Source organism: Nocardioides kribbensis, from assembly GCF_015070375.1.
GTDB classification, from domain to species: domain Bacteria; phylum Actinomycetota; class Actinomycetes; order Propionibacteriales; family Nocardioidaceae; genus Nocardioides; species Nocardioides kribbensis.
In genome coordinates, this window is sequence record NZ_JADCLL010000005.1 from 371,496 (window position 1) to 391,425 (window position 19,930).

Here is a 19,930-nt window from a genome sequence, read left to right on the forward strand (position 1 = left end):
CACTTCCGGCGAGGGCTGCGAGGAGTGTAGGGGTCGGCGGGGCTCGCGCAAGGGCTCTGTGACGGACCGACACCAAACGGTGACAACCCTGATGCAGGCACCCGGGCACGCGGGGGCCCCCGACCCGGGCGCAGACGGGCGCGGGTCGTCCAGGGACCGACGGGCGCCGCCCGGCGCCGCGGTCAGGAACCGGGGCCGGAGGCGATGCCAGGGCCGTGGGTGACGACCCCCTCGGCCACCTGGCGCATCGAGAGCCGCAGGTCCATCGCAGTCTTCTGGATCCAGCGGAAGGCCTCGGGCTCGGAGACCTTCAGCTGCTCCTGGAGGATGCCCTTGGCCCGGTCGACGGCCTTGCGCGTCTCGAGCCGATCGGTGAGGTCGGCGACCTCCGTCTCCAGCTGCAGCACCTCGGCGAAGCGGCTGACCGCCATCTCGATGGCCGGCACCAGGTCGCTCTGGGTGAAGGGCTTGACCAGGTAGGCCATGGCGCCGGCGTCGCGGGCCCGCTCGACCAGCTCGCGCTGGGAGAAGGCGGTGAGGATGACGACGGGCGCGAGCCGCTGACCGGCGATGGACTCGGCGGCGGCGATGCCGTCGAGCACCGGCATCTTCACGTCGAGGATGACCAGGTCGGGGCGCAGCTGCTCGGCCAGCTCGATGGCCTTGGCGCCGTCGCCGGCCTGCCCCACCACCGACCAGCCCTCCTCGGTGAGCATCTCGGCGAGGTCCATGCGGATGAGCACCTCGTCCTCGGCGATCACGACCGTCCGGGTGCTGGGCGCGGCGGGGGCGGGGGCGTCGGTCACGGCGACAGGCTATCGTCCGCCGCGCCGCGGCCGTGCGCGAGACCGTGGGGCGCCGACCGGCGGGGCCTGCACCCGGCCCACCTCGGTCGGAGGCGCAGGAGGGCCTCGGGAGGCGGCGCCTCGGTGTCAGGCCGGGTGCTGCGCGCGCCGCGCCGTGCGGGGCGTGGCGAGGAAGAGCTCGACCTCGGCCCGCTCGAGGCGCCGACGGGCGGCGTCGGTGGCACCCTCGCGGGCGTTGCGCACCGCGCGCTCGTGGCTGGCGCGCGCCCACCGCCACGGCGCCCAGCGGCCGCCCCTGCCGATCACTGCCCTCGCCATGAGTCAAACTGTAGTGATCTGGTCGACTTTTGTCGACTGTCGAGCCCGTAGCACCGTCGGGTAGCGTCTGCGCGCGTCGTGGCCCCGGTAGCCCAACGGCAGAGGCGATGGTCTCAAACACCATGCAGTGTGGGTTCGAATCCCACCCGGGGCACCCGTACGGCTCCCCCAGGAATGTCGGTGCGTGAGGGGATCCTGGGGCCATGCACCCCGACGAGCTGGTCGCCGCCGCCCGGCGGGAGCACGAGGGTGGCGCCAGCGACAGCGAGATCGGGCGCCGCCTCGGGGTGGCCCGCACGACCGTCCGCGACTGGCGGCTCGGGCGCTGGCGGGAGGATCGGCACCGCCGGCGCGACGTCGACTGCCCGACGTGTGGCGAGGCTCCGCTGGCGGCTGAGCCCTACGCCGTCCTCCTCGGCTACTACCTCGGCGACGGCTGCGTCTCGCAGCAGAGGCGCACCGTGTCGCTGCGGGTCGCGTGTGACGCCTCCCTGCCCGGCATCGTGGAGGACGTGGCCACGGTGGTCGCGCAGGTCCGCCCGCGGGCCCGGGTGTTCCGGGTGTCCGCTCCTGGCACGACGGTGGTCCACGTCAACTGGCGCCACTGGCCCTGCCTGTTCCCCCAGCACGGACCCGGCCGCAAGCACGAGCGCCCGATCGTGCTCGAGGCCTGGCAGCGCGAGGCGGTCGAGGCGCACCCCGCCGCCTTCCTGCGCGGGCTGTTCCACTCCGACGGCTCGCGCAGCGCCAACTGGACGTCGCGGCGGCTGCGTGACGGCACGGTGCGCCGCTACGACTACCCCCGCTGGCAGTTCGTGAACGCCTCGGCCGACATCCGCGGCCTGTGCTGCTGGGCCCTCGACCTGGTCGAGGTGCCCTGGCGGCAGTCGGCCCACCGCACGATCAGCGTCTCCACGCGCGCCGGCGTCGCCCGCCTCGACGCGCTCATCGGCCTCAAGTCCTGAGCGGAGCGGCTCAGGCCTCCGGGCGACGGTAGGCGGGGGCGACCTCGTTGATCGCGTCGCCCATCCGGTGGATGCGCAGCGCGTTGGTCGACCCCGGGATGCCGGGGGGCGCGCCGGCGATGATCACCACCAGGTCGCCCTCCTGCACGCGGCCGATGCGCAGCAGCTGCTCGTCGACCTGGCGCACCATCTCGTCGGTGTGCTCGACGGGCGCGGTCTTGAAGGTCTCCACACCCCAGCTCAGCGAGAGCTGCGAGCGCACGACCGCCTCGGGGGTGAAGGCCAGGATCGGGATCGGGCCGCGCAGCCGCGACATCCGCCGGGCGGAGTCACCGGACTGGGTGAAGGCCACGACGTACTTGGCGCCCACGCGCTCGGCGACCTCGGCGGCCGCCTTGGCGATCACGCCGCCGTTGGTGTGGGGGTCCCAGTCGATCTCGCGGACCCCGGCGACGGCGCCGGCCGAGAGGGCCTGGCGCTCGGTGGAGGAGATGATGCGGCCCATCGTCTCGACGGTGACGACGGGGTACTCCCCCACCCCGGTCTCCCCCGACAGCATGACGGCGTCGGAGCCGTCGAGCACCGCGTTGGCGACGTCGGAGGCCTCGGCCCGCGTGGGCGAGGGGCTGGAGATCATCGACTCGAGCATCTGGGTCGCCACGATGACCGGCTTCGCGTTGAGCCGGGCCTTCTGGATGATCTGCTTCTGCAGGAACGGCACGTCCTCGAGCGGGCACTCCACGGCCAGGTCGCCGCGGGCGACCATGATGCCGTCGAAGGCGGCGACGACCTCGTCGAGGTTCTCGATGGCCTGCGGCTTCTCGATCTTGGCGATGACGGGCACCATGACGCCCTCCTCGCGCATGATGGCCCGCACGTCCTCGGCGTCCTTCGCGTCGCGCACGAAGGACAGCGCGATGAAGTCGACCGAGAGGGACAGCGCGAAGCGCAGGTCCTCGACGTCCTTCTCCGACAGCGCCGGCACCGAGACCGCGACACCGGGCAGGTTGATGCCCTTGTTGTCGGACACCTTGCCGCCGACCAGCACCTCCGTGGTCACGTCGGTGTCGTCGACGCCGGTGACCCGCAGCCGGATCTTGCCGTCGTCGATCAGGATCGGGTCGCCCACGCCGACGTCGCCCGGCAGGCCCTTGTAGGTCGTGCCGCAGCTCTCGATGTCGCCGGGCACGTCGCGGGTCGTGATCGTCCAGGCCTGGCCGCGGCGCAGCACGACCGGGCCGTCGGCGAAGCGCTCCAGGCGGATCTTGGGGCCCTGCAGGTCGGCGAAGATGCCGACCCCGTGACCGCTGGCGTCGGAGGCCTCGCGGACCAGGCGGTAGCTCTCCGCGTGGTCGGCGTGGCTGCCGTGGCTCATGTTCAGCCGGGCGACGTCCATGCCGGCGTACACCAGCTCACGGATGCGCCTCGGCGACGAGGTCGCGGGACCCAGGGTGCAGACGATCTTGGCTCTACGCACGTCCCTCACCCTAGCGCTGTCTTGGAACGTTCCAACACTTTCCACGGACAAAACCGGCGGGAGCCCCTCGCTCGAGGGGCTCCCGCCGGCGTGTCGCGCGCAGCAGCGGTGGTCAGACCGTCAGCGGCCGGTCGGTGGGCTTCACCGGCGCCGGCAGCGTGGTCGAGCCGGTCAGGAACTCGTCGACCTTCGAGGCGGCCGCGCGGCCCTCCGCGATGGCCCACACGATGAGCGACTGGCCGCGACCGGCGTCGCCGGCCACGAAGACCCCCGGCACCGAGGACATGTACGACGCGTCGCGCGCGACGTTGCCGCGCTGGTCGAGGTCGACGCCCAGCTGCTCGACGAGGCCGGCGGTCTCCGGGCCGGTGAAGCCCATCGCGAAGAGCACCAAGTCGGCCGGGATCTCGCGCTCGGTGCCCTCGATCTCGGTGAGCTTGCCGCCCTCGAAGACGACGTCGACCAGCACCAGGCCGGTGACGCGCCCCTCGGTGCCGACGAAGCGCTTCGTGGAGACCGAGTAGACCCGCTCGCCGGCCTCCTCGTGGGCCGAGGACACCTTGAACGTCATCGGGTAGGTCGGCCACGGCTGACCGCTCGGCCGTGCCCCCGGGGGCTCCGGCATGATCTCCAGCTGCGTGATCGAGGCCGCGCCGTGACGCGTCGAGGTGCCGAGGCAGTCGGCGCCGGTGTCGCCGCCGCCGATGATGACGACGTGCTTGTCGGTCGCGGTGACCTGGCCCTCGACCTGCTCCCCCAGCGCGGCCCGGTTGGCCTGGGGCAGGAAGTCCATGGCCTGGTGGATGCCGTCGAGGTCGCGGCCCGGCACGTCGAGCTCGCGCGCGGTGGTCGAGCCCATCGCGAGCACGACCGCGTCGTAGCGGTCCTTGAGCTTCTCGCCGGTGAGCTCGCCGCCCACGTCGACCCCGGGGCGGAAGACGGTGCCCTCGCGCCGCATCTGGTCGAGGCGGCGGTCGAGGTGCTTCTTCTCCATCTTGAACTCGGGGATGCCGTAGCGCAGCAGCCCGCCGATCTTGTCGGCCCGCTCGTAGACCGCGACCGTGTGGCCGGCCCGGGTGAGCTGCTGGGCGGCGGCCAGGCCTGCGGGGCCCGAGCCGACGACCGCGACCGTGCGGCCCGAGAGCCACTCCGGGGGCTGGGGCCGCACGAAGCCCGACTCCCAGGCCTTGTCGATGATCGAGACCTCGACGTTCTTGATCGTCACGGGGTCCTGGTTGATGCCCAGCACGCAGGCGGTCTCGCAGGGAGCCGGGCAGAGGCGACCGGTGAACTCCGGGAAGTTGTTGGTCGCGTGGAGACGCTCGATGGCGCCCTCCCAGTCGTCGCGCCAGACCAGGTCGTTCCACTCCGGGATGATGTTGCCCAGCGGGCAGCCCTGGTGGCAGAACGGGATGCCGCAGTCCATGCAGCGTCCGGCCTGGGGCGTGATGATCGGCAGCAGCGCACGGCCGATCCCGTCGGGGTAGACCTCGTTCCAGTCGTGCACACGCTCCTCGACGGGGCGTCGCTCCGCGACCTTGCGCCCCTCCTTGAGGAATCCCTTCGGGTCAGCCATGGAGGGCCTCCATCATCGCGTTGGCGGTGTCGTTCTCGTCGAGCCCGTCGGCCTCGGCCTTCGCCTTGGCCTCCAGCACGATCCGGTAGTCGCGCGGCATGACCTCGGTGAAGCGGGTCAGGGAGGTCTCCCAGTCGGCGAGCAGCTCCTCGGCCACCTCCGACCCGGTCTCCTCGTGGTGGGCGCGGACCATCTCGCGCAGCTCCGCGGCCGCCTCGTCGGTCACCGGGCCGAGCTCCACGAGCTCCTTGTTGACCCGGAAGTCCTTGAGGTCCAGCACCCAGGCCACGCCGCCGGACATGCCGGCCGCGAAGTTGCGCCCGGTCTTGCCCAGCACGGCCACGCGCCCTCCGGTCATGTACTCGCAGGCGTGGTCGCCCACGCCCTCGGTGACCAGCCAGGCCCCCGAGTTGCGCACCGCGAAGCGCTCGCCGACGCCGCCGCGGATGTAGACCTGGCCCGAGGTGGCGCCGTAGGCGATCGTGTTGCCGGCGATGATCTGCTCCTGCGAGCGGAAGGTCGCCGCGCGGTCGGGCCGCACCACGATCCGCCCGCCGGAGAGGCCCTTGCCGACGTAGTCGTTGGCGTCGCCCTCCAGACGCAGCGTGATCCCGCGGGGCAGGAACGCGCCGAAGGACTGACCGGCCGACCCCAGGAAGGTCAGGTCGATCGTGCCGTCGGGCAGCCCCTCGCCACCGTGGCGCTTGGTGACCTCGTGGCCCAGGATCGTGCCGACGGTGCGGTTGACGTTGCGGATCGTGACCTGGGCGCGCACGGGCTCGCCGCGCTCCAGCGCCGGCTCGGCCAGCGGCAGCAGCTCGATGACGTCGAGCGCCTTGTCGAGGCCGTGGTCCTGACCGGTGGTGTTGCGCAGCGCGGCGCCCTCGGGCAGCTCGGGCACGTGGAGGATCGGCGCCAGGTCGAGACCCGAGGCCTTCCAGTGCTCCACCGCCTGCTCGACGTCGAGCGTGGCGACCTGGCCGATGGCCTCGTCGAGCGAGCGGAAGCCCAGCTCGGCGAGGATCTCGCGCACCTCCTCGGCGATGTACTCGAAGAAGGTCACCACGAACTCCGGCTTGCCCGAGAAGCGCTCGCGCAGCACGGGGTTCTGCGTCGCGACGCCGACCGGGCAGGTGTCGAGGTGGCAGACCCGCATCATGATGCAGCCCGAGACCACCAGCGGTGCGGTGGCGAAGCCGTACTCCTCGGCGCCCAGCAGGGCGGCGATGACCACGTCGCGACCGGTCTTGAGCTGCCCGTCGGTCTGCACGACGATCCGGTCGCGCAGACCGTTGAGCAGCAGGGTCTGCTGGGTCTCGGCCAGGCCGAGCTCCCAGGGACCGCCGGCGTGCTTGAGCGAGGTCAGCGGCGAGGCGCCGGTGCCGCCGTCGTGGCCGGAGATGAGCACCACGTCGGCGTGCGCCTTCGACACACCCGTCGCGACCGTGCCGACGCCGACCTCGGAGACCAGCTTCACGTGCACCCGCGCCTGCGGGTTGGCGTTCTTCAGGTCGTGGATCAGCTGGGCGAGGTCCTCGATGGAGTAGATGTCGTGGTGCGGCGGCGGGCTGATGAGGCCCACGCCCGGCGTGGAGTAGCGGGTCTTGGCCACCCACGGGTAGACCTTGTGGCCGGGCAGCTGCCCGCCCTCGCCGGGCTTCGCGCCCTGCGCCATCTTGATCTGGATGTCGTCGGCGTTGGTGAGGTACTCCGAGGTCACGCCGAAGCGGCCGCTGGCGACCTGCTTGATCGAGCTGCGGCGCTCGGGGTCGTAGAGGCGCGCGGGGTCCTCGCCGCCCTCGCCGGTGTTGGACTTGCCGCCGAGGCGGTTCATCGCGATGGCGAGGGTCTCATGGGCCTCCCCGCTGATCGAGCCGTAGGACATCGCGCCGGTGGAGAAGCGCTTGACGATCTCCGAGACCGGCTCGACCTCCTCGATCGGCACCGGGGTGCGTCCGGTGGCCCCGCCGTCCTTGAAGCGGAACAGCCCGCGCAGCGTCATCAGGCGCTCGGCCTGCTCGTCGACGCGCTGGGTGTACTGCTTGAAGACGTCGTAGCGACCGGCCCGCGTGGAGTGCTGGAGGCGGAAGACCGTCTCGGGGTCGAACAGGTGCGGCTCGCCGTCGCGGCGCCACTGGTACTCCCCGCCGGTCTCCAGCTCGCGGTGGGCCTGGAGGATGCCGCCGCGCGGGTACGCCGTGGCGTGCCGGCGCGCGACCTCCTCGGCGATGGTGTCCAGCTCGATGCCGCCGAGCTTGGAGGTCGTGCCGGTGAAGTACTTGTCGACCACGGCCTGCGAGAGCCCGACGGCCTCGAAGATCTGCGCGCCGGTGTAGGAGGCGACGGTGGAGACGCCCATCTTCGACATCACCTTGAGCACGCCCTTGCCGAGGGCCTTGACCAGGTTGGCCATGGCCTTCTCGGGGTCGGCGGTGACGTAGTAGCCCTCGCGGGCGAGGTCCTCGACCGACTCCATGGCCAGGTAGGGGTTGACCGCGGCCGCGCCGTAGCCGACCAGGAGCGCCACGTGGTGGACCTCGCGGACGTCGCCGGCCTCGACGAGCAGGCCGACCTGGGTGCGGGTCTTCTCGCGCACCAGGTGGTGGTGGACCGCACCGGTGAGCAGCAGCGACGGGATCGGCGCGAGCTCGGCGGTGGAGTGGCGGTCGGAGAGCACGATGATGCGGGCGCCGTCGGCGATCGCGGTGCTGACCTCCTGGCAGATCTCCTCGATCCGCGCGGCCATCGCGGCGCCGCCGCCCTCGACCTCGTAGAGGCCGCGGGAGACGTGGGTGATGAAGCCCGGCATGTCGCCGTCACGGTTGATGTGGCGGATCTTCGCCAGGTCGTCGTTGGAGATGACCGGGAAGGGCAGCACGACCTGCCGGCAGGAGGCCGGCGTGGGGTCGAGGAGGTTCGACTCCGGGCCGATGGTGCCGTTGAGGGAGGTGACGAGCTCCTCGCGGATCGCGTCGAGCGGCGGGTTGGTGACCTGCGCGAAGAGCTGCGCGAAGTAGTCGAAGAGCAGCCGCGGCTTCTCGCTCAGCGCCGCGATGGGGGTGTCGGTGCCCATGGAACCGATCGGCTCGGCGCCGGTGTTGGCCATCGGGGTCAGCAGCACGCGCAGCTGCTCCTCGGTGTAGCCGAAGACCTGCTGGCGACGCGTCACCGAGGCGTGGGTGTGCACGACGTGCTCGCGCTCGGGGATGTCGTCGAGGTGGATGAGGCCGGCGTGGAGCCACTCGTCATAGGGGTGCTCGGCGGCGAGCTCGGCCTTGATCTCCTCGTCCTCGATGATGCGGTGCTCGTCGGTGTCGACGAGGAACATCCGGCCCGGCTGGAGCCGGCCCTTGCGCACGATCGAGGCGGGGTCGAGGTCGAGCACGCCGACCTCGGAGGCCAGCACGACCAGGCCGTCGTCGGTGACCCAGTAGCGCGAGGGGCGCAGGCCGTTGCGGTCGAGCACCGCGCCGATCTGCGAGCCGTCGGTGAAGACGACGCAGGCGGGCCCGTCCCACGGCTCCATCATGTTGGAGTGGAAGGAGTAGAAGGCGCGGCGCGCCTCGTCCATCTCGGTGTGGTTCTCCCACGCCTCCGGGATCATCATCAGCACCGAGTGGGGCAGCGAGCGGCCGCCCATGTGCAGCAGCTCGAGCACCTCGTCGAACGACGCGGAGTCGGAGGCGCCCAGCGTGCAGATCGGGTAGAGCCGCTCGAGGTCGCCCGGGATGAGGTCGGAGGACAGCAGGGCCTCGCGAGCGCGCATCCAGTTGCGGTTGCCCATCACCGTGTTGATCTCGCCGTTGTGGGCGATGAACCGGAACGGGTGCGACAGCGGCCAGCTCGGGAAGGTGTTGGTGGAGAAGCGCGAGTGCACCACGGCCATCGCCGAGGCGACGCGCTCGTCCTTGAGGTCGGGGTAGACCTCGTCGAGCTGCGCCGGGGTGAGCATGCCCTTGTAGGCCAGCGTGCGCGAGGACAGCGACGGGAAGTAGACGTCGGTCTCGTGCTCGGCGCGCTTGCGCAGCACGAAGGCGAGGCGCTCCAGGCCCATGCCGGTCACGCGGGCGCCGGCACCGGCCACGAAGAGCTGCGCGAAGGTCGGCATGACCCCGCGGGCGGTGGAGCCCAGCGAGCTGGGGTCGACCGGCACGTCGCGCCAGCCGAGGACGTCGAGGCCCTCCTCGGCGGCGATGGCCTCGATCGCGGCGCGGGTGGCCGCGACCTGGTCGCCGTCACCCTGCAGGAAGGCCGTGCCGACGGCGTAGGCGTGCTGCGGCGGCAGCTCGAAGTCGACCACCTCGCGCAGGAACGCGTCGGGCACCTGGATCAGGATGCCCGCACCGTCGCCGGAGTTCGGCTCGGCACCGGCGGCACCACGGTGGTCGAGGTTCAGCAGGGCGATGATGCCCTTGCGGACGATGTCATGGCTGGCGACGCCGGTCAGGGTTGCCACGAAAGCCACACCGCACGCGTCGTGCTCGTGCGCGGGGTCGTAGAGCCCTTGGGGCGGCGGGAATGCGTGCTGGTACGGCACCGGTCGTTCTCCCGTCGTCGTCTGAGCCGGGCTCCTCGACGCACACCGGGCCGGGAAGGTCCGAGGTGGTGGGGCTGAGGAGGCGGCCGGGGGTGGGGCAGGGGGTGGAGCGGGTGTCGAGCGAGGGTCGCGCCGGGCGAGGCCGGCACGGTGATCCTACGAGGCTCCAGGCACCGCGGTGGAGGGGACGACGCTGGCCCTCGCGGCAGGCTCAGGTTACCACTGCGTTTCGCGGCACCCGGCCGGCAGCGCTGCGGCGTACGTCAGGTGAGACGGGTCAGCGGGTGCCCGGCGGGTCGTCGACCCGGGTGCCGGGGGTCTCGCCCGCCGGGTCGGCGGGGTCGGAGGAGTCGGGCCTGCTGCCGGCGCCGGCGGCGTCCGGACCGCGGCCGGCGAGGTAGACCTCCTCCTCGCGGCCCGGGTGGCGCCGGGCGCTGAGCACGAAGTAGGCCAGCGCGAGCACGAAGAGCACGATCGAGACCCACACGTTGAAGCGCAGGCCGCCCACGTCGGAGAGCTCGACGTCGTCGATGCGCAGCATCTCGATCCAGCCGCGCCCGGCGGTGTAGGCCATGACGTAGAGGGCGACCACCCGGCCGTGGCCGAGCCGGAAGCGGCGGTCGGCCCAGATGACGAGCGCGAAGGCCAGCAGGTTCCAGACGAACTCGTAGAGGAACGTGGGGTGGAAGGTGGTGCCTGGCGCGTAGCCTGCGGCGGCGGCGACGTCGTCGCTGACCCGCAGCGCCCACGGCAGGTCGGTCGGTCCGCCGAACAGCTCCTGGTTGAACCAGTTGCCCCAGCGGCCGAGGGCCTGGGCCACCAGCACCCCGGGGGCCATGGCGTCGAGCACGGGCAGCAGCCGGATGCCGGCGACGCGGGCGCCGATCACCGCGCCGACCGCGCCCAGGGCCACTGCGCCCCACACGCCCAGGCCGCCGTTCCAGATGTAGAGCGCGGCCCACGGGTCGCGGCCCTCGCCGAAGTAGAGCCCGCTGTCGGTGGCGACGTGGTACAGCCGGCCGCCGACGAGCCCGAAGGGCACGGCCCAGATCGCGAGGTCCTGGACCTCGCCCGGGCGCCCGCCGCGGGCCACCCAGCGGCGCTCGCCGATCCAGATCGCGGCGACGATGCCGAGGATGATCGACAGGGCGTAGCCCCGGATCGGCACGGGGCCGAGGTCCCAGGTGCCGTCGGCCGGGCTCGGGATCGACCACGGCACGCCGGTGGCCGCGAGCTGCGGCAGCAGGTCAGCGACCACGACGCACTCCCCCGGCCAGGTCCTCGGTGAGGGCGGCCAGCGCCCGCAGGCCGGCCGCGCGGTCGTCGGGATGGTCGAGCAGCGTGCGCACGAACGCCGAGCCCACGATGACGCCGTCGGCGTAGGAGGCGACCTCGGCGGCCTGGTCGCCGCTGCCGACGCCGAGGCCGACGCCGACCGGGAGGCCCTCGGGGGCCAGGGAGCGCGCGCGCGACACGAGGGGGCCGGCCAGGTCGCTCGTGGTGGTGCGGGCCCCGGTCACGCCCATGACGGCGGTGGCGTAGACGAAGCCGCGGCACGCCGCGGTGGTCATCGCGATGCGCTCGTCGGTCGACGACGGCGCCACGAGGAAGACCTTGTCGAGACCGTGCTGGTCGGCGGCGGCGATCCACTCCGGGGCGAAGTCGGGGGTGAGGTCGGGGGTGATCAGCCCGGCCCCACCGGCCGAGGCGAGGTCGGCGGCGAAGCGCGGCACGCCGTAGCGCTCGACGGGGTTCCAGTAGGTCATCACCACGGTCGGCACGCCGGTGGCGGCGACGGCCTCGACCGTGCGCAGGACGTCGCTGGTGCGGTAGCCGCGCTCGAGCGCCTGCTGGGCCGCGGCCTGGATGGTGGGGCCGTCCATGACCGGGTCGGTGTAGGGCGCGCCGACCTCGATGACGTCGCAGCCGGAGTCGACCATGACCCGCAGGGCCTCGATGCCGCCGGCCACGTCGGGGAACCCGGCGGGCAGGTAGCCCACGAGGGCGGCGCGCCCCTCGGCGCGGGCCGCGGCGAAGGCGGAGCCGGCCGTGGTGCCGGCCGGGGCGCCCGACCCGGTGACCGCGGCGGCGGCGTCGGCCGCACGGGCCGTGGTGGGGGGTGCGTCGACCCGGGGACCGGAGCCGGCTCCCGGGGTCGCGGCGGAGGGGCCGGGCGAGCTCACTTCTGCTCCCCCTCGCCGCTGCCGTGGCCCTCGGCGTCGGCCGCCGAGCCGCCGACGGGCTGCTCCGCGACCCGGGCGGGGTCGCCCAGGCCGAAGTACTCGATCGCGGTGCCCATGTCCTTATCGCCGCGCCCCGAGAGGTTGACCAGCACGGTGGCCTCGGGTCCCTTCTCGGCCGCCAGCCGCTCGGCGACGCGGATCGCGCCCGCCACGGCGTGGGCGGTCTCGATGGCGGGGATGATGCCCTCGGTGCGGCTGAGCAGGGCCATGGCCTGCATCGCCTCGTCGTCGGTGACCGGGAGGTAGGTCGCGCGCCCCGTCGCCGAGAGGTGGGCGTGCTGGGGGCCCACGCCGGGGTAGTCCAGGCCGGCGGAGATGGAGTGCGACTCGACGGTCTGGCCGTCGTCGTCCTGAAGCACGTAGGTGCGCGCGCCGTGGAGGACGCCGCGGGCGCCGGCGTGGATGGTCGCGGCGTGGCGGGGGGTGTCGACGCCCTCGCCGCCGGGCTCGAAGCCGTAGATGGCGACGTCGTCGTCGTCGAGGAAGGCGGTGAAGAGCCCGATCGCGTTGGAGCCGCCGCCGACGCAGGCCGCGATGGCGTCGGGCAGGGCGCCGTACTGCTCCAGGCACTGGGCGCGGGCCTCGTCGCCGATGCCGCGGGTGAAGTCCCGCACCATGCTCGGGAACGGGTGCGGCCCCGCGGCGGTGCCGAAGAGGTAGGCGGTGTGGTCGACGCTGGCGACCCAGTCGCGCAGGGCCTCGTTGATGGCGTCCTTCAGCGTCGCGCTGCCCGACTCCACGGGCACGACCTTGGCGCCGAGCAGGTGCATCCGCGCGACGTTGAGCGCCTGGCGGCGGGTGTCGACGGCGCCCATGTAGACGGTGCAGTCCAGGCCGAAGTACGCCGCGGCGGTCGCGCTGGCCACGCCGTGCTGGCCGGCGCCGGTCTCGGCGATCACGCGGGTCTTGCCCATCCGCTTGGTGAGCAGGGCCTGGCCCAGCACGTTGCGGATCTTGTGGGCGCCGGTGTGGTTGAGGTCCTCGCGCTTGAGCAGGATCCGGGCGCCGACCTTGTCGCTGAGGCGCTCGGCGAAGTAGAGCGGGCTGGGCAGGCCGGCGTAGTCGCGCAGGATCGCGTCGAACTCCCCCACGAAGGTGGGGTCGGCCATCGCCTCGTGCCAGGCCACGGTGAGCTCGTCGAGGGCCGCGACGAGCGCCTCGGGCATGAAGCGACCGCCGAAGCCGCCGTCGGCGGGGTCGCCGAACCAGCCGCGCTCGTCGGCGTCGTGGGACGTGGGCCGGTGCACCTGCGTGGTCATGCCATCACTCCTGTCAGGCGGTGGACGGCGGCCTCGGGGTCGCCGTCCTTGACGAGGGCCTCGCCGACGAGGACCGCGCGGGCCCCCTCGCCGACGAAGCGGCGGACGTCCTCGACGCCGAAGATGCCCGACTCGGCCACGAGGACCCGGTCGTCGGGCACCAGCGGCGCGAGGCGCCCGAAGGTGTCGCTGTCGATCTGGAGGGTCTTGAGGTTGCGGGCGTTGACGCCCACGAGCTCGGCGCCCAGCTCCACGGCCCGCTCGGTCTCGGCCTCGTCGTGGACCTCCACCAGCACGGTGAGGCCCAGCTCGCGCGCCTCGTCGTGCAGACGGTGCAGCGTGTCGTGGTCGAGGGCGGCGACGATGAGCAGCGCCAGGTCGGCGCCGGCCGCACGGGCCTCGACGAGCTGGTAGGTCGTGACGATGAAGTCCTTGCGCAGCAGCGGGGTCCCGACCGCAGCGCGCACCGCCCGCAGGTCGGCGAGGCTGCCTCCGAAGCGCCGCTCCTCGGTGAGCACGCTGATCGCGGCCGCTCCCCCGGCGGCGTAGTGGCGCGCCAGCACGGTGGGGTCGGGGATGTCGGCGAGCGCCCCCTTGCTGGGGCTGCGGCGCTTGACCTCGGCGATCACGCTCGAGCCGGCGGCGCGGAAGTGCGGCATCGGGTCGCGCGGTGCGTCGACGTCGGCCAGGGCGGCGCGCAGGTCGGCCAGGGGCGTGGCGGCCTCGCGGACGGCGAGGTCGGCGCGCACGCCGTCGACGATGTCGTCGAGCACGGACATGAGCGGTCCTTCGTCGGTCTGGGTCGGCACCCCGAGTCTGTCACGGGGCGCCGCGTCGGGTGTCGTCGGGCGGCGACGGGCGGCGCCGCCGGTGGTGGCCGGTGGTGGTGGCCGGTGGTGGTGGCCGGTCGTGGTGCACGTGCGGCGGTGGGTGCCCCGCCGGGCGGGGCGGGGGCAGGCGGGCTCAGGGCGCCAGCCACGCTCCGGGCAGGTTGCGCAGCACGGTGAAGACGGCGACCAGCGTGAGGAGTGCGCCGACCGACCAGCCCGGCACCGTCGCCGCGCCCCGCAGCGGGCGCGCCTGCCATCGGCGTACGGTCCACACGGCCAGGAGCGCGAGCGCCGCCGGGGCGAGCAGCACGAGGAGCAGGTTGCTCGACGCGGCGGCCGCAAGGTCGCCGTGGGTCAGGTCGTTGACGGCGCGCAGCCCCCCGCACCCGGGGCACCAGACCCCCAGCAGCGACGAGGGGCACAGCCCCCAGCTGCCGGCGCGGTGCGGGTCGCGCACGTGCAGCGCGGCGACCGCCAGGGCCAGCCCGGCGGCGGTCCCGAGTGGGGCCGCGAGCCGGGCGGCACGCTCGCGACCCGGCCGCGGGCGCGGTCCGGTCGGGGCGGCGGCCTCGGTCAGTGCGATGACTCGTGCAGACCCATCTTGGCCATGACGAGGAAGACGACGCCCGCGGCCAGGATGATGGCCAGGCCGACGTAGAAGATCGTCATGCTGACCGGGTCGAGCATGAGCCCGATCCCGCCGACGACGAAGCCGAGGAGACCCACCACGACCGCGCTCCAGGCTGCGGGGGTGTTGCCGTGGTTGTTGGACATGCGGGTGCTCCTCGGGGTGCGGCGGGTGCGGTCGGATCTCGTCGCAGGACGTCGAGGCCAGTGTAGGGGCGGTCCCCCGGGCGGCGTCGGGGGCCTCGCCGCGCCAGCGCCCCCGGCGAGGCCGGCGTCACGCCGGGCCGTCGGGTCGGGCCGTCGGGTCAGGCCGTCGGATCAGGCCGTCGGGTCGCGTCCCTCGTCGATGGCCTTCCAGAGGTCGAGGTTGGTGGCGTCCTCGGTGGAGACCCGGGTCGGGGCGGCGCCGCCCTGGGGGGTGTCGTAGCGCGTGCCCATCTCCGGCCACTCCCGCACCAGGCGTACGGCGGGCAGCGCCACGCCGGCCGCGGCGAGGCAGGCCAGGACGCCGACGTAGGACCACCACGTGTGCTCGGTGCCCCCGCCGGCCGGACCGAGCGCGTCGGCCACCGCGTCGTCGAGGGTCAGCCACGCGGAGACCGCCGCCACGACCGCCCCGAGCGAGGCGAGCGCCCCCAGCACGGCGACGGCGCGCCGGGCGCGCCCGCGGGCGACGAGCACGACGCCCCAGCAGGCCAGCAGCACCAGCGCCAGCGAGGTCACCACCGGCGACTCCCCCGGGTCGGTGCCGGTGACGGCGTAGCCGATGGCCGCGTCGGACCCGCTCCCGCCCTCGGGCTGCACCCACGGCCGGGCTCCCGCCACGGCCGCGAGTCCGGCCGAGGCGAGGCCGGCCAGGACCACCGGGGCGAAGAGGCGTCGGCCCCGGGTGCGCTGCGGCGTGGTCGCGGCGCTCCGGCCGGCGTCCCCGGAGGTGCCGGCGCCGGTGGGCCCGCCGGTGGGCCCGCCGGTGGGCTCAGCCACGGGGCTCACCCACGACGGCGGGCAGCAGGTCGGCGTCGAAGCAGGTGCGGTCGCCGGTGTGGCAGGCGGCGCCGACCTGGTCGACCTTGAGCAGGAGGGTGTCGCCGTCGCAGTCGAGGCGCACCTCGCGCACCCACTGCAGGTGCCCGGAGGTGTCGCCCTTGACCCAGTACTCCTGCCGGGAGCGCGACCAGTAGGTCGCCCGGCCGGTGCTCAGCGTGCGCGCCAGGGCCTCGTCGTCCATCCAGCCCAGCATCAGCACCTCGCCGGTGTCGTGCTGCTGCACCACCGCCGGCACCAGCCCGTCGGGGGTGCGCTTGAGGCGGGCGGCGACGGCGGGATCGAGGGTGCTCACCACCCCAGTATCGCCCGGCGGCGGGCGCCGGACCGCATCGAGGTGCGGCCCCCGACCACCCGGGCTCAGGCGCCCTGCTGGGCGACCCAGGAGGCGTGCAGCCCGGCGTAGACCGAGCCGGCCTCGGTGACCAGTCGGTCGTGCGGGCCGCGCTGGACCACCCGACCGCGGTCGACGACCACGACCTCGTCGGCGTTCTCGGCGGTGGAGAGACGGTGGGCGATGGTCACCGAGGTGCGACCGCTCATCAGCCGCTCGAGCGCGCGCCCGATGCGCATCTCCAGGGCGGGGTCGACCGCGCTGGTCGCCTCGTCGAGCACCAGCAGGTCGGGGTCGGCCAGGTGGGCCCGCAGCAGCGCCACCAGCTGGCGCTCCCCCGCCGACAGCGACTCGCCGCGCTGCCCGACCCGGGTGGCCAGGCCCTGCGGCAGGCCCGCGAGCCAGTCGCCGAGGCCGAGCTCGTCGGCGCTCGCGAGCACGTCGGCCTCGGTGGCGTCGAGACGGCCGTAGCGGACGTTGGCCAGCAGCGTGTCGTCGAAGAGGAAGCCCTCCTGCGGCACGAGCACCACGCTGCTGCGCAGCGAGGCCTCGGCGATCCGGCGTACGTCGACGCCGTCGAGGAGCACCCGGCCCTCGGAGGGGTCCATCAGGCGGGTCAGCAGCTTGGCGAAGGTGGACTTGCCCGAGCCGGTCTCGCCGACGATCGCCACGCGGGTGCCGGCGTCGAGGGCCAGGTCGACGTCGCGCAGCACCGGCTGCCCGCCGGGGTAGGCGAAGGTGACGTCGTCGAAGCGCACGTCGATCGGGCCGCGCGGGAGCGCGACGCCGTCGGCGCCGGGGTCGACCAGGTCGGCCGGCGTGTCGAGGATGCCGATGACCCGGCGCCAGCCGGCGATGGCGTTCTGGGCGTCGGTGAGGATCTGCGTGCCGAGCTGGACCGGGCCGACGAAGAGGGTGACGAGGAAGGCGAAGGCGAGCACCTCGCCGGCGGTGATGTCGTCGGCGAAGCCCAGCCAGATCCCGACGATGAGCACGCCGGCGTTGGCCAGGCCCGCGGAGATGCCACCGAGGGAGAAGGAGACGGCGGTGAAGCCCTGGGCGCGGGTGCTGGCCGCCTTGTGGGCGTCGATGGCCTCGTCGATGCGGCGCTGGGTGCGCGACTGCACCGAGTAGGAACGCACCACCGCCGCGCCGACCACCGGCTCGGCGATGGCCGAGAGCAGCAGGCCGACCTGGCGGCGCACGGTGCCGTAGGCGTCGGAGAGCTTGCGCTGGAAGAAGCGCAGCGAGAGGAAGAGGGGCGCGAAGGCGACCCACACGACCAGCGCCAGCTGCCAGCTGTAGAACAGCATCACGATGGTGGCGATGAGCACCTGGCCGACGCTCACCACGAAGAGCAGCCCGCCGAAGACCAGGAACTGGCTGACCTGGTCGACGTCGCTGGTGACGCGGGAGACCAGCGCCCCGCGGCGCTCGGTGTTCTGGGTCAGCAGGGGCAGGTCGTGCACGTGGCGGAAGGCCTTGACCCGCAGCGTGGCCAGGCCCCGCTCGGAGGTCGTGAACAGCCGCGACGTCATGGCGTAGGAGGCCCAGCTGGTGAGGACCAGGGCGAGGGCGGCGGCCACGCCCATCCACACCGTGAAGGACACGTCGGGCCCGCCGGCGCGGCCCAGCCCCCGGTCGAGGGTCTGCTGCACCGCGATGGGCACGATCACCTGCCCGACCGAGGCGAGGACGGCGAGCAGCAGCGTGCCGCGGATGCCGTCGGTGAGCTCGGGTGAGAAGTGGATGCCGCGCCGGATGGTCTCCAGCGCCTTCATCTCCTCGCCGGTGTCCATGGTCGTCGCGGCGTGCGCGTCCTCACGGCCGGCCCCGTCGGCGGGGCCGGCCGCGTCCGGGCGCCCGCCGCGCGCGGGACCGCCGGGGCCGGTGGCGGCGTCGGTCTCGGTGCGGCTCACAGGGTGCCTCCGGTGGTGGCGTCGGTCGGCTGGTCGGTCGGCTGGTCGGTCGGCTGGTCGGTCCTGGCAGAGGGCGCGTGGTCCTCGGTCTCGTAGGCGTTGACCAGGCGGGCGTAGGAGGCGCTGCGGGCCAGGAGCTCGCGGTGGGTGCCGCGGTCCACGATCCGGCCGCCCTCGAGGTGCACGACCTCGTCGGCCAGGCCGATGGTGGCCTTGCGGTAGGCGACGACCAGGAGGCTCGCACCCCCGGAGCCGTCGCGCAGGGCGGCGAGGATGCGGGCCTCGACCTCGGGGTCGACCGCGGAGGTCGCGTCGTCGAGCACCATGAGGCGGGGCCGGCGCACGAGGGCCCGGGCCAGCGAGAGCCGCTGGCGCTGCCCGCCGGACAGCGACGTGCCGCGCTCGCCGAGGCGGGTGTCGAGGCCGTGCGGCAGCGCCGCGACGAAGCCGTCGGCCTGCGCCGCGCGCAGCGCCTCCCAGACGGTCTCGTCGTCGAGCTCGTCGCCGAGGGCGACGTTGCCGCGCACCGTGTCGTCGAAGAGGAAGGCGGTCTGGGGCACCACGGCGACGGCGCGCGACAGCTCGCCGGCGGCGAGGTCGCGCACGTCGGTGCCGTCGAGGAGGACCCGGCCGGCGTCGGGGTCGACCAGACGGGTCACCAGGGAGGTGAGGGTGCTCTTGCCCGACGCGGTGGCGCCGACCAGGGCCACGGTGCGGCCGGGCTCCACGGTGAACGACACGTCCTGCAGCAGCGGCTGCGCCGGGTCGTAGGCGTAGGCCAGCGCGTCGACCTCGAGGCGGGCGCCGCCGCCGGCGCCGGACGCGGGCGTGACGGCGTGCTCGCCGTAGACCATCTCGCCCGTGGCGTCGAGCACCGAGGAGACCCGGCGGAAGCCGACCACGCTGCGGGGGAACTCACCGAGCAGCCAGCCGATGGAGCGGATCGGGAAGGAGACGATGGTCAGCAGGTAGGCCACCGTGACCACGTCGCCGGCGTCGGTGGCCCCGGTGAGCACGCGCTGCACGCCGACGGCCAGCACGACGAGCACGCCGAGGTTGGGCAGCGCGGCCAGGGTCGGGTCGAAGGCCGCGCGGATGCGCCCGGCGCGGATGTTGACGTCGCGCAGCTCCAGGGCCTTGGCCGCGAAGCGCTCGGTCTCCTGGGGCTCGCGGCCCAGGGTCTTGACCACCATCGCGCCGTCGAAGGACTCGTGGGCGATCTCGCTGACCTCCGCACGCAGCTGCTGGGCGCGCGTCATCAGGGGCGAGGCGAGGCGCTGGTAGGCCAGGTTGGCCGCGATCACGGCGGGGAAGACCAGGAGGCCGACGAGCGCGAGCACGAGGTCGGCCACCAGCATCTGGGCCACCGCGATCACCATCATCGCCACGGTGCCCACCGCCATCGGCAGCGGCGCGATCGGGCCCCACGCGGCCTCGACGTCGGAGTTGGCGTTGGAGAGCAGCTGGCCGGTGGGGTGGCGCTGGTGCCACTCCATCGGGAGCTGGAGGTACTGCCGCGTCACCGCACGGCGGGTGTGGGCCTGCATGCGGTACTGCATGATCCCGGCGCCGAGGCGGCGCGCGACGATCCCGACCGCCCGCAGGATCGCGACCGCGACGAAGAGCCCGAGGATCGCCCACAGCAGGCTGCCGTCGATCTCGCCGTCGCGGAAGGCCGGCAGCACCACGTGGTCGGTCGACCAGCCGAGCACCCAGGCGTCGGCGACCGTGAGCGCCCCGAAGAGCACGCTGCCCAGGGTGGAGAGCGTGAAGATCCACGGCTCGCGCTTGATGGCCACGAACAGCACGCCGAACCCGTCGCGGGTGGTGGAGGCCCGCGACGAGGCCATCTCGGCGGCGTCGCGGTCGATCCGCTCCTGGGTCTGCGTCACGTGCCGTCCGTCCTGCGCTCGGGTGCCGGGGGCCCCGCGCTCCGCAGGACCTGCGGGAGCGCTCGGGGGCCGCAGGAGAACCTCCCGCGTCACGCACGCTATT

Annotated in this window: 16 protein-coding genes and 1 tRNA gene; 2 read left to right on the plus strand and 15 right to left on the minus strand. The window is 73.6% G+C overall.

Annotated features, from left to right (window positions below):
• Positions 1–182 precede the first annotated feature (182 nt).
• Entirely contained in the window at positions 183–806 is a 624-nt protein-coding gene (locus IR170_RS12950; RefSeq protein ID WP_193664617.1) for an ANTAR domain-containing response regulator, read from the minus strand.
• A 126-nt stretch (positions 807–932) separates the two neighbouring features.
• On the minus strand, positions 933–1,124 hold the full coding sequence (locus tag IR170_RS12955; protein WP_193664619.1) for a hypothetical protein: 192 nt from the start codon (positions 1,122–1,124) through the stop codon (positions 933–935).
• A gap of 81 nt (positions 1,125–1,205) precedes the next feature.
• Here IR170_RS12955 and IR170_RS12960 point away from each other — a divergent pair.
• Together IR170_RS12960 and IR170_RS12965 are read left to right on the plus strand one after the other, a co-directional pair.
• Positions 1,206–1,278 (plus strand) — tRNA-Leu (locus tag IR170_RS12960).
• Between the two features lie 49 nt (positions 1,279–1,327).
• The gene (locus tag IR170_RS12965; protein ID WP_193664621.1) at positions 1,328–2,089 is read left to right on the plus strand and encodes a helix-turn-helix domain-containing protein; all 762 of its coding nucleotides are present in this window, start codon (positions 1,328–1,330) and stop codon (positions 2,087–2,089) included.
• Positions 2,090–2,099: 10 nt separating this feature from the next.
• Here IR170_RS12965 and pyk read toward each other — a convergent pair whose 3' ends face one another.
• The 13 genes from pyk to IR170_RS13030 all read right to left on the minus strand — a co-directional run bounded on the left by pyk (position 2,100) and on the right by IR170_RS13030 (position 19,827).
• On the minus strand, positions 2,100–3,566 hold the full coding sequence (pyk, locus tag IR170_RS12970) for a pyruvate kinase (protein WP_193664624.1): 1,467 nt from the start codon (positions 3,564–3,566) through the stop codon (positions 2,100–2,102).
• Positions 3,567–3,678: 112 nt separating this feature from the next.
• Positions 3,679–5,142, minus strand: coding sequence for a glutamate synthase subunit beta (locus tag IR170_RS12975; protein ID WP_056904503.1), 1,464 nt, complete (start codon positions 5,140–5,142; stop codon positions 3,679–3,681).
• Positions 5,135–9,679: a glutamate synthase large subunit gene (gene gltB / locus IR170_RS12980; RefSeq protein ID WP_193664626.1), complete on the minus strand. Its 4,545-nt coding sequence runs from the start codon at positions 9,677–9,679 to the stop codon at positions 5,135–5,137. The genes IR170_RS12975 and gltB overlap by 8 nt, the downstream gene beginning before the upstream one ends.
• 277 nt (positions 9,680–9,956) lie before the next feature.
• Complete coding sequence (lgt, locus tag IR170_RS12985) at positions 9,957–10,937, minus strand: prolipoprotein diacylglyceryl transferase (RefSeq protein ID WP_251531140.1); 981 nt, start codon at positions 10,935–10,937, stop codon at positions 9,957–9,959.
• Positions 10,927–11,862, minus strand: a complete 936-nt coding sequence (trpA, locus tag IR170_RS12990) for a tryptophan synthase subunit alpha (protein WP_193664628.1) — start codon at positions 11,860–11,862, stop codon at positions 10,927–10,929. Before trpA ends, lgt begins: the two co-directional genes overlap by 11 nt.
• Complete coding sequence (gene trpB / locus IR170_RS12995; RefSeq protein WP_193664630.1) at positions 11,859–13,181, minus strand: tryptophan synthase subunit beta; 1,323 nt, start codon at positions 13,179–13,181, stop codon at positions 11,859–11,861. Before trpB ends, trpA begins: the two co-directional genes overlap by 4 nt.
• Positions 13,178–13,960, minus strand: a complete 783-nt coding sequence (gene trpC / locus IR170_RS13000; protein WP_056862528.1) for an indole-3-glycerol phosphate synthase TrpC — start codon at positions 13,958–13,960, stop codon at positions 13,178–13,180. Before trpC ends, trpB begins: the two co-directional genes overlap by 4 nt.
• 184 nt (positions 13,961–14,144) lie before the next feature.
• On the minus strand, positions 14,145–14,468 hold the full coding sequence (locus tag IR170_RS13005; RefSeq protein WP_251531144.1) for a DUF2752 domain-containing protein: 324 nt from the start codon (positions 14,466–14,468) through the stop codon (positions 14,145–14,147).
• Positions 14,469–14,584: 116 nt separating this feature from the next.
• Positions 14,585–14,785, minus strand: coding sequence for an HGxxPAAW family protein (locus tag IR170_RS13010; RefSeq protein WP_056862526.1), 201 nt, complete (start codon positions 14,783–14,785; stop codon positions 14,585–14,587).
• Positions 14,786–14,956: 171 nt separating this feature from the next.
• Positions 14,957–15,622: a Trp biosynthesis-associated membrane protein gene (locus tag IR170_RS13015; RefSeq protein ID WP_193664632.1), complete on the minus strand. Its 666-nt coding sequence runs from the start codon at positions 15,620–15,622 to the stop codon at positions 14,957–14,959.
• Positions 15,615–15,977, minus strand: coding sequence for a phosphoribosyl-AMP cyclohydrolase (gene hisI / locus IR170_RS13020; protein WP_056862944.1), 363 nt, complete (start codon positions 15,975–15,977; stop codon positions 15,615–15,617). The genes IR170_RS13015 and hisI overlap by 8 nt, the downstream gene beginning before the upstream one ends.
• 65 nt (positions 15,978–16,042) lie before the next feature.
• Positions 16,043–17,935, minus strand: a complete 1,893-nt coding sequence (locus IR170_RS13025) for an ABC transporter ATP-binding protein (protein ID WP_319805064.1) — start codon at positions 17,933–17,935, stop codon at positions 16,043–16,045.
• Positions 17,932–19,827, minus strand: coding sequence for an ABC transporter transmembrane domain-containing protein (locus tag IR170_RS13030; protein ID WP_319805065.1), 1,896 nt, complete (start codon positions 19,825–19,827; stop codon positions 17,932–17,934). The genes IR170_RS13025 and IR170_RS13030 overlap by 4 nt, the downstream gene beginning before the upstream one ends.
• Positions 19,828–19,930 lie beyond the last annotated feature (103 nt).